Source organism: Flavobacterium sp., from assembly GCF_027531705.1.
Lineage (GTDB): Bacteria > Bacteroidota > Bacteroidia > Flavobacteriales > Flavobacteriaceae > Flavobacterium.
In genome coordinates, this window is record NZ_JAPZSP010000051.1 from 1 (window position 1) to 10,626 (window position 10,626).

The 10,626-nt window shown below is 31.6% G+C and carries 8 protein-coding genes; 7 read left to right on the forward strand and 1 reads right to left on the reverse strand.

Annotation, left to right across the window (positions count from 1 at the left end; translation table 11 throughout):
* The 7 genes from O9267_RS14450 to O9267_RS14480 form a co-directional block, all read left to right on the forward strand.
* The coding region (locus O9267_RS14450) for an OmpA family protein (protein ID WP_298180810.1) at nt 1–376 on the forward strand (376 nt) is incomplete at its 5' end.
* Nucleotides 377–538: 162 nt separating this feature from the next.
* Nucleotides 539–2,707, forward strand: coding sequence for a S9 family peptidase (locus tag O9267_RS14455; RefSeq protein ID WP_298180812.1), 2,169 nt, complete (start codon nt 539–541; stop codon nt 2,705–2,707).
* 2 nt (nt 2,708–2,709) lie between these two features.
* Nucleotides 2,710–3,840 carry a hypothetical protein gene (locus O9267_RS14460; RefSeq protein WP_298180814.1) on the forward strand — a complete coding sequence of 377 codons (1,131 nt, stop codon included), beginning with the start codon at nt 2,710–2,712 and terminating at the stop codon, nt 3,838–3,840.
* Nucleotides 3,841–4,013: 173 nt separating this feature from the next.
* Nucleotides 4,014–5,519 carry a peptide MFS transporter gene (locus tag O9267_RS14465; protein ID WP_298180816.1) on the forward strand — a complete coding sequence of 502 codons (1,506 nt, stop codon included), beginning with the start codon at nt 4,014–4,016 and terminating at the stop codon, nt 5,517–5,519.
* Between the two features lie 86 nt (nt 5,520–5,605).
* Complete coding sequence (locus O9267_RS14470) at nt 5,606–7,264, forward strand: peptide MFS transporter (protein ID WP_298180818.1); 1,659 nt, start codon at nt 5,606–5,608, stop codon at nt 7,262–7,264.
* A gap of 4 nt (nt 7,265–7,268) precedes the next feature.
* Nucleotides 7,269–8,780: a peptide MFS transporter gene (locus O9267_RS14475; RefSeq protein ID WP_298180820.1), complete on the forward strand. Its 1,512-nt coding sequence runs from the start codon at nt 7,269–7,271 to the stop codon at nt 8,778–8,780.
* 52 nt (nt 8,781–8,832) lie between these two features.
* The gene (locus tag O9267_RS14480; protein WP_298180822.1) at nt 8,833–9,366 is read left to right on the forward strand and encodes a thioredoxin family protein; all 534 of its coding nucleotides are present in this window, start codon (nt 8,833–8,835) and stop codon (nt 9,364–9,366) included.
* Here O9267_RS14480 and O9267_RS14485 read toward each other — a convergent pair.
* Nucleotides 9,363–10,626, reverse strand: a 1,264-nt coding sequence (locus O9267_RS14485) for a ComEC/Rec2 family competence protein (RefSeq protein ID WP_298180823.1), incomplete at its 5' end; no start/stop codon positions are given. The two genes, O9267_RS14480 and O9267_RS14485, sit on opposite strands and share 4 nt — an antisense overlap.

Below are 10,626 nucleotides of genomic sequence, written 5' to 3' on the forward strand. Positions count from 1 at the left end.
TTTGGCTAAGTTTTTTGACATCAAAAACATCTTATTCGATTTAGACAAATCAAACATTCGTCCAGATGCCGAAGTAGAACTGGCTAAAATCTTAGTTGTTTTAGAAGATTACCCAACAATGGAATTAGACATTCGTTCACATACCGACTGTCGTCAAACAGCTAAATACAATCAAGCCTTATCAGATAGAAGAGCAAAATCAACCAGAACATGGTTAATTGGAAAAGGTATTAACAATACTCGTTTAACAGCAAAAGGTTATGGAGAATCTCAACTAGTAAACGACTGCGGTTGCGAACCAACCAACGAATCTAACTGTTCAGAAGAACTTCACCAACAAAACAGAAGATCAGAGTTTATTATTACTAGAATATAATATTAAAAATAATCAAAATAACAAAAAGCCACTTAGTAATAAGTGGCTTTTTTGGTGAGAAAAAAGTATAAAAATAACCTTTAAATAGTATTTAACATAATAATAGGTCTTTTTTCGCGAAATTTTCACTAAAATTGAACTCGTTTTAAAATCAATCAAAAAATGAAGTTTACTAAAATCATTACGCTTTTTCTTTTAGCAACTTTTTCTGTAGTTGCCCAACAAAAAATTACTGTTGAAGAAATATACACTGGTGCCTTTAGAGCCAAAGGTATGGATGAATTACAGTCCATGAAAAACACTAATCAGTACACCGTACTTAACGCTGATAGAGCAACTAAAAGCCAGCAAATTGACCTTTATGATTTTGCTACACTTAAAAAAGTTTCAACATTAATTGATACTAAAAATTTCACCGAATTAGCAGATGGAATTGATAGTTACACTTTTAGTAAAGACGAAAAACAAGTTCTGATTGCTAACAATTCTAATCAAATTTTTCGCCATTCGTTTACTGCTGATTACTTTTTGTATAATCTTTCTACCAAAGTTCTTACCAAAGTTTTAGAGCAAGTACAAGAACCAACTTTTTCGCCTGATGGAACTAAAATCGCTTTCGCAAAAGAAAACAATCTTTTTATTTATGAAGTAAATTCTAAAAAAACAATTCAAGTAACTTCTGATGGAAAGAAAAATGCTATAATTAACGGAATTACTGACTGGGTTTATGAAGAAGAATTTGCATTTGTTCGCGCTTTCGATTGGAGTGCAGATAGCAAAAAACTAGCTTTTATTCGTTTTGACGAAAGTCAAGTTCCAGAGTTTTCAATGAATGTTTTTCAAAAAGACTTATATCCGAGCGTTGAAACTTTCAAATATCCAAAAGCGGGTGAAAAAAATGCCGAAGTTTCATTACATATTTATAATGTAAGTTCAAATGCTTCTAAAAAAATCAATTTAGGAAACTATTCTGATTTCTACATTGCTAGAATGAAATGGACAAACGATGCTAATGTACTTTCAGCACAAGTTCTAAATCGTCATCAAGATAATTTGGATTTGATTTTTGTTGATGGAAATTCAGGTGCTGCAAAAGTAGTTTTGAACGAAAAAGACAAAGCGTATGTTGATGTAACGGATAATTTGACATTCTTAAAAGACAACAGTTTTATTTGGACATCGGAAAAAGACGGTTTCAATCATATTTATTTATATGACAAAACGGGTAAGTTGAAAAATCAAGTTACCAAAGGCAATTGGGAAGTAACTTCTTATTATGGTTTTGACGAAAAAACAAAAACAATTTTTTACCAATCGGTAGAAAATGGTTCAATCTTGAGAGATGTTTACAAAATTTCACTCGATGGCAAAAAGAAAGTCAAATTATCGCAACAAGTTGGAACAAATTCGGCAACGTTTAGTCCAGATTTTACTTATTTCATAAACACTTATTCAAGCGTTACTGTTCCAACAACGTACACTTTGAATAGTTCTAAAGATGGAAAACAAGCGCAATCAATAGTTGAGAATACGGCGTTGTTAGATAAATTAAAAAAATATGATTTACCAACCAAAGAGTTTTTTGAATTGACAACTGAAAAAGGACATAAACTAAACGCTTGGATTATCAAGCCAAAAGATTTTGATGCTTCTAAAAAATATCCAGTTTTCATGACGCAATACTCTGGACCAGGTTCGCAAGAAGTAGCTAACAATTGGTTAGATACTAATGATATGTGGTTTATGATGTTGTCGCAACAAGGTTATATTATTGCATGTGTTGATGGTCGTGGAACAGGTTACAAAGGTGCTGATTTCAAAAAATGTACCCAAAAAGAATTAGGTAAGTTTGAAGTTGAAGACCAAATTGACGCTGCAAAAGTTATAGGAAACTATGCTTATGTTGACAAATCCAGAATCGGTATTTTCGGTTGGTCGTATGGTGGATTTATGTCAAGCAACTGTTTGTTCAAAGGTGCTGATGTTTTCAAAATGGCAATTGCGGTTGCTCCAGTAACCAATTGGCGTTTTTACGATAGCATTTACACTGAAAGATACATGCAAACACCACAGGAAAATGCAAGTGGATATGATGATAATTCGCCAATCAATCACGTGAGTAAACTTAAAGGTAACTTTTTACTAATTCACGGAACTGCAGATGATAATGTGCATGTTCAAAATTCAATGCAAATGATTGAAGCTTTAGTACAAGCTAATAAACAATTTGATTGGGCAATTTATCCAGATAAAAACCACGGAATTTACGGCGGAAAAACTCGAATTCAATTGTTTAACAAAATGACTAATTACATTAAAGAGAAGTTGTAAAAATGAACCAACATCAATTTTATTTAATAACAGAATTATTAATTTCTTTAATTGGTGGATTTTTATTGCTTTCAATTTGGTTAGTGGTTCAGAATAAATTCAAACAAAAATTAACTTCCGAAATTGCTATAAAACGATTTGACAAAGGATTGCTATTTATTAGTTATTCAGTTTTTGTATGGTCGTTTTCATCTTTGTTAATTCTTGTTTTTAATAACTTTAATACCAATAATTGGATTATTCTTATTAGTCAAAATATGTTTTCTATACTGAATTCAATGTTTTTGATATTAGCATTGTACTATTTTGATAATTCACCAGAGTATCTTTATAACAATAAAAAAAGCACCAAAAGAATCCTGTTTTTCTTTGTTGGACTTTCTATAATTTCATTGCTGATAGCACTGTTTTTTGGTGAAACAATAAATACGTATGGTATTCGATTTAACACAATTCCTGATTTATTGTTGTCTGCAATTTTAACTTGGTTTCTAATACTTTCACTTTATCGTACTTTCTACAATCGAAAAATGAAAAGTGTTGCTACTATTGCAGTTTCAAGTATAATTATTCTGTTTATTACGCAAGTGCCGTATGTTTTCAATTTTGAAAATTATTCGTTTGCTATTGATTTAGCTAAGCTAATTGCAAAAACAACACTAATATTTGTTTTCTTAGTTTTAGGAACAAGTTGGGTTTTGGAATTGTCACAATTGCCCGAAGCTACAACCATGAAAATCAATTTTGTAAACTGGAATGTTATTGAATTATCCATTCCATCCAAAAACATTGTAAATCAAACTATCGATTTCGGAAATAAAACAACGCAGTTTAATAACTTGTTGAAGTTTGCCATAAGAAGAAAATTTGCATCAGAAGAAAACATGTGTATTGAAGTTTTTAATGGTGGCGAAATTCTAAGTCAAACCTATTTGAGTAGAATTATTGATAACATAAATGCCATTTTAGAGCTCGAAGATGATAGGAGAATTACACGAAACGACTTTTTTACGTTTATCGGTCAAGCCAAATACAGACTTCGTTTTTTACCTGAATATATTGAGATAAATAACGCGCTATTGCTTGAATTTACTCATAATATTGACAATGGTCAGTATAAAGAATTTGTGTAAACTGGATATTTCATTCCAATCACAATTACTCACAAAAGCTTATTTTTAGTAAATTCATACTTTTCGATTATTATTTATTTATAATTGTTTGTACTTTGCACTGGCAAATAAAAAGTTGTTGACTAAAAAACAGAAACTATAATTAACTAAATAAAAACTAAAAACAAATTAAAATGAGTGAACAAGTAAAAACAGGACATCCTAAAGGACTTTACTTCCTATTTTTCACAGAAATGTGGGAACGATTCAGTTATTATGGAATGAGAGCAATCTTCATTCTATTTATGACAAAAGTATTATTGATGAAAGATGCCGATGCGTCAGAAATTTATGGAAGTTATACAGGATTAGTATATTTAACACCACTTTTAGGAGGTTACTTATGTGATAAATTTTTAGGAAACAGAAGAAGTATTGTAATTGGTGGTTTATTAATGGCAATTGGTCAATTTTTTATGTTTTTTAGTGCTTCTGCTGGTGCAGATGGTGGTGTTTCATTAATGTGGTTAGGATTAACAGCAATTATTATCGGAAATGGTTTCTTTAAACCGAATATTTCGACAATGGTTGGTCAATTATATCCAGCAAACGATAGAAGAATTGATAGTGCATTCACTATTTTCTATATGGGGATTAACCTTGGAGCTTTCTTTTCACCTTTAGTTTGTGGTTCGATGGATTTCAAATGGGGATTTTTAGCAGCTGGAGTTGGAATGTTAATTGGTCTAGTAGCATTTATCTTAGGTCAAAAAAAATACCTTATTTCTGAAGAAGGAAAACACATTGGTTTGCCAGTAAAAAAATTAGATGCTAAAAGTATCGGAATGATTGTGGGTTCAATTGCAATTATCTTTTTTATGTTGAACTTCAAACAGATGTTCAAAAGTGATGTTGACATTATAAGTTACTTTATATATGGAGCAATGGTATTAATGCCAATATTAATTTTTAGTGATAAAAGTTTGTCTAAAATTGAAACCCAAAGAATAACGGTGATTTTTATCCTAGCGTTCTTCGTAATTTTCTTTTGGGGTGCCTTTGAACAAGCTGGTGCATCATTAACATTATTTGCTGATAGACAAACTGAAAGAACATTATTTGGTTGGGAAATGCCAGCTTCTTATTTTCAATCAGTAAATCCATTAGCTGTTATTTCTCTAGCGCCAATTATGACTATGGTTTGGGGATTTTTATATGCAAGAAAATTAGAGCCATCTTCGCCTAAAAAAATGGCAATAGGTTTAGGTTTAGTAGCTATGGGATATGTTGTAATTGCTATCGCTGTTAAAGGATTAGGATTAGGAGAAAAAGTATCAATGTGGTGGTTAATTGGTTTATATGTAATTCATACTATTGGAGAATTATGTTTATCACCAATTGGATTATCAATGGTTTCTAAATTAGCGCCATTACGTTTATCTTCTTTAATGATGGGAACTTGGTTTTTGGCTAATGCTGCTGCTAATAAATTTGCAGGAACTTTAAGTGCATTAATTCCTGGTGGTGAAGACGGAACAGGAGGAGCAACTAGCTTCTTAGGATTTCAAATTACAAATTTATATGAGTTCTTTGTGTTATTCATCATCATGTCTGGTGCTGCTGCTGCAATTTTATTTGTGTTAAGCTCTTGGTTAGAAAAAAGAATGCATAACGACCATGTAGAAGGTCAAACAGTATAGATAGATTTTTTAAAATATTTTTACATCTTTCAAGCCTACATTTTGCTAAAACGACTTGTAGGTTTGTTTTTTAAAATCAAATTATTATGTGGAAAAGTCATCCTAAAGCATTGCCTTACTTGTTTTTATCTGAAATGTGGGAACGTTTTGGTTATTATTTAATGATTGGAATTTTTACTTTGTATCTCAAAGATGTTGAAGCAGGATTTGCCATGACAGAAAAAGAAGCATCCGATTTGTATGGAACTTTTATTGCATTAGTATTCTTAACACCGTTTATTGGTGGTTTAATTGCAGATAGATATCTGGGCTACAAAAAATCAATCGTCATTGGTGGAATAATGATGGGTACAGGTTATTTTATGATGGGAATTCATAGTCTACCGATGCTTTATCTAGCAATGACTTTAGTAATTCTTGGTAACGGTTTTTTCAAACCAAATATCTCAACTTTATTAGGTAATTTCTACAACGATGAGCAATACAAAGAAAAGAAAGATGAAGGTTACAATATTTTCTATATGGGAATAAATGTTGGTGCTTTCATTTGTAACTTTTTTGGTGCTGCTTTGCAAATTTTATTAGGTTGGCAATATGCCTTTATGGCTGCTGGTTTAGGAATGTTTATCGGTGTAATTGTTTTTCTTCTTGGAACCAAACATTATGGTGACAAAACCGAAAAGAAAGGAATTCAAGAAGGCGATATGCCGTTTTCAAAAATTGTATTGTACATCCTAGTTCCATCTGTAGTTTTTGGAGTTATAGGCTGGTTATTAAAAGGTGTTCAATCGGATATAAATTTAGATAGTTCGATTTTTGGTTCAGATAGTACCGATGCCTTTATTTTTGCATGTCTTCCGGTGATTTATTTTTACGGAAGTTTATATTTCAAAGCCAAAGCCGAAGAAAAACGTCCAATTGGTGCTTTGTTGTCAATTTTTGCAGTGGTTATTTTGTTTTGGGCAGTTTTTAAGTTAAATGGTTCAGCTCTTACAACTTGGGCTGATAGATATACCGATAGAGAAATTACTGGAACTACTCAAGCTGTTTTTAGTAATTTAAAATTAGCAAAAGATGTTGAGTTCAAAAAAGATTCAACCGAATTATACGATGTAAGTTTCCGACTTCAAAAAGAAAACGGAAAAGTTGTTAAAGAAGTAAATTATCCAGTATATTTCCGAAATGTTGAAAAAGAAAAATTACCACAAGAAGGTTCGACAGTTTCACTTTGGGCAACCAATTTAAGTCAATCTATAAATCCTGGTTGGGTAATAATTTTAACGCCGTTAGTTGTTGCATTTTTCACCTTTTTGCGAAGCAGAAAAAAAGAACCTTCAACGCCAACAAAAATTGCTTTCGGATTATTAATTTCAGCTTTATCAGTGTTATTAATGGTCGCTGCAGTTCATATTGGAAATAACGGAACAGAAAAAGTATCAGTTTGGTGGTTAGTTGCCAATTATGGAGTAATTACAATTGGAGAATTATTTTTAAGTCCAATGGGATTGTCGGTTGTATCGAAATTATCTCCCAAAAATATCACGGCTTTGATGATGGGCGGATGGTTTTTGTCAACTTCAATTGGAAACAAATTATCAGGCGTTTTAGCAAGTATGTGGGACACTTATGATGATAAAGCCAATTTCTTTTGGGTGAATTTTGGATTATTGATGTTCGCAACCATATTAATGTTTGCCCTTGTAAAAAACTTAAACAAAGTAATGAAAGACCACGGAATCAATTAATAATATGGAACAAAATCTAACTTTAGAACAAATTCAAAACTTCAAAGGAAAATATCCAAAACAATTGTGGTATTTGTTTTTCTCTGAAATGTGGGAACGCTTTAGTTTCTACGGAATGAGAGGAATGCTAGCGGTATTTATGGTTAGTCAACTAAAAATGGATGAAACCACTGCTAATCTTCAGTATGGAGCAACACAAGCGTGGGTTTATGCTTTTACTTTTATTGGTGGATTGTTTGCCGATAAAATTCTTGGATTGAGAAAATCGCTTTTTTGGGGTGGAATTTTGATGATTATTGGAAGCGTAATTTTAGCATTTAGCCCAAAAGATTTATTTTTTACAGGAATTGGTTTTACAATTGTTGGAACAGGTTTTTTTAAACCAAATATTTCTTCAATGGTTGGTCAACTGTATAAAGATAATGATATTAGACGAGATGCAGGTTTTTCTCTTTTCTATGCCGGAATTAATTTAGGAGCATTACTTGGTGGATATGTTTGTATTGCTGTTGCTAACGGAACGCTTTGGCAAGGGTTTGTGCCAGAAAATCTGCGTTGGAATTACGCCTTTGGTTTTGCAGCTATAGTTATGGTTATTAGTTTACTAACTTTTACACAGACACAAAAAAGTTTGGGTGATATAGGATTATCTCCACTTAAAAATATTGAAAATTCTAAAAGAAAAATATATGAAATTGCAACTTATATTGGTTCGTTAATTTTAATCCCAATCATAATATTAATGGTTGCGAATACCGTTTATACCGATTATTTCATGATGATAATTGGTCCAGTTTCTATTTTTTATTTATTTTATGAAATGAGAAATTTTTCACTAGCTGAAAACAAAAAACTTATAGCAGCATTAGTATTTATTGTTTTTTCCATTTTCTTTTGGGCTTTTTACGAGCAAAGTGGAGGTTCTTTAAGTTTATTTGCAGCAAATAATTTGAATACGAATTTGTTGGGTATTGAGCTCGATCCAAACGGTGTTAATAATTCATCAGGAGCATTTTTTGTAATAGTTTTTGCTGCTTTACTGGGTGTTTTATGGATTTGGATGGCAAAAAGAAAAATTGAACCCAACACTGTTGTTAAGTTTGGATTAGGTTTTTTATTCCTAGCAGGTGGTTTTTGGGTATTTTATTACACAAAGTTTTTTGCTGGTGCTGATGGAAAAACATCTCTAAATTTATTCACTTTTGGTTGGTTTGTCATCACTTTTGGTGAATTATGTTTATCTCCAATCGGAATGAGTGCTATGACTAAATTATCACCACAAAAACTCCAAGCAGTAATTATGGGAATGTGGTTTTTAGCATCAGCTTACGGACAGTATTTTGCTGGCTTACTCGGAGCAAATATTGCTGAAGCTTCTAAAGATGCAACCAATTTAGAAAAGTTAAACACTTATGCTGATGGCTATCAACAATTAGCAATTTACGCTTTAGTAGCAGGAATACTTTTAATAGCTATTTCACCATTAATTAAAAAACTAATGCAAGAAGTAAAATAAATTTCTTATTTTCGGCATTGTTTTTGAATCAATATTAAAAAAAAATAAAAATATGAAGAAGATATTTATCACATTACTTTTAGTTGTAGCATCTACAACTATACAAGCCCAAGATGGTTTGACTTGGCACACCGATATGAACAAAGCATCGGCAATTTCTATTAAAGAGCAAAAGCCATTATTCTTGTTTTTTACAGGTAGCGATTGGTGCGGATGGTGTATTCGTTTGCAAAAAGAAGTTTTCAAAACTCCCGAATTTATTGCTTGGGCAAAAGATAATGTTGTTTTGGTAGAACTAGATTTTCCAAGAAGAACTCCAATGGCAGACGAACTTAAAAAACAAAACAACGAATTACAACAAGTTTTCGGAGTTAGAGGTTATCCAACGGTTTGGTTTGCAAAACCTACTGTTAAAGATGGCAAAACTAACTTAGAACAATTGGGAAGCACAGGTTATGTAGCTGGTGGTCCAACTACTTGGATTGCGGGTGCTAATCAAATTATAGCTAAATATGTAAAAGATGCTCCAGTAAAAGTTGAAAAAAAATCTACTAAAAAAGCAAAAAAGCAAAAAGTTAAATCTTAATTCAACTTATAAAATCCCTTTTCTACTGTATTGTGAAAAGGGATTTTTTCTTTTTCACAAGTTGCTTTCCAAGCTACCACATAGGTTTTATAATTGGAAGCATCAACCACAACTTCTTTTGGTTTCCATGTCTTGAAAACTCGTTCCAAATTTATTTTTGGCGAATGGGTTAAGACCAAAATGTCAGCATTATAATTTGGAACAATTCCCAAACTATCTACAATCAATATTTTTTTGTTTCCAAAATAAAGAACATTTGGGAGTTTATTTGAATTTTTAATTTCGCTAAAATTTGCTACCAAATAAGGTTTGATAGTTTTATTGTTTTTCAAATCTTTTAAAGTAGAAACATCGCTATAAATAGTCAGTTGATTGTTTCTTTTTTCAGAAATCAAAGTGCTTCTTTTGCTATTAAAAACAAGTAGTTCATCCGTTTTCTGATGTTTCCAAAAAGATATAAAGTAACTCAATTGAAAACATAATAGTCCAATTAAAACAACCACCAATTTTGAAAATCTTGGTTTTTTGAACCAAAGAATCACCCCAAAAATGAGTAGAAATGAACTCAATAACATATAAGTGTTGAATGAAATATCTCGAATTATAAATTGCTCAAGCGATGCAACCCATTTTATAATTTGATTCATAAAATAAATTAAGTATTCCAATACTTTAGTGAAAAATTGCGGAATTGTTCCAAATGATGCCAAAACCAAAACCAAAATTCCCCAAGCCATAATAATGCTAACCAATGGAATAACAAGCAAATTGGTCACAAAAAACAATCCGGGAAATTGATGGAAATAATAAATGCTCAACGGGAAAGCACCAATTTGTGCTGCAAACGAAACGGTTAAAATTTCCCAAATATAAGTTCCAACTTTCGTTTTTGGTTTCCATAAACTTGCCAACAGAGGCTGTAACCAAAGAATAAAAAACAAAGCCAAATAACTCAATTGAAAACCAACATCAACAACAAAAGCTGGTTGGAATAAAAGAATTAATAAAATAGAAACTAGCAGTGTATGAAAAATGTTTGTTTTTCTATTCAAATGCATTCCGATGGCAACAAAAGTGAACATGGTTACCGAGCGAACTACCGAAGGTGAAAGTCCAGCTATAAAGGCGAAAAACCAAAGAGTTGATATAATTATTGCTAATTTCAAGTAAGAATTAAATCGATTTTTGCGCAATGGTTTTAATAAAAAATTAATAAAAAGCATCAATAAACCAACATGTAACCCTGAAACCGAAAGAATA

Bases quoted from the DNA above. Each gene is read 5' to 3' on its own strand.
- O9267_RS14465 (WP_298180816.1), top strand. From the start codon at position 4,014: ATGAGTGAACAAGTAAAAACAGGACATCCTAAAGGACTTTACTTCCTA.
- O9267_RS14455 (WP_298180812.1), top strand. From the start codon at position 539: ATGAAGTTTACTAAAATCATTACGCTTTTTCTTTTAGCAACTTTTTCT.
- O9267_RS14480 (WP_298180822.1), top strand. From the start codon at position 8,833: ATGAAGAAGATATTTATCACATTACTTTTAGTTGTAGCATCTACAACT.
- O9267_RS14475 (WP_298180820.1), top strand. From the start codon at position 7,269: ATGGAACAAAATCTAACTTTAGAACAAATTCAAAACTTCAAAGGAAAA.
- O9267_RS14460 (WP_298180814.1), top strand. From the start codon at position 2,710: ATGAACCAACATCAATTTTATTTAATAACAGAATTATTAATTTCTTTA.
- O9267_RS14470 (WP_298180818.1), top strand. From the start codon at position 5,606: ATGTGGAAAAGTCATCCTAAAGCATTGCCTTACTTGTTTTTATCTGAA.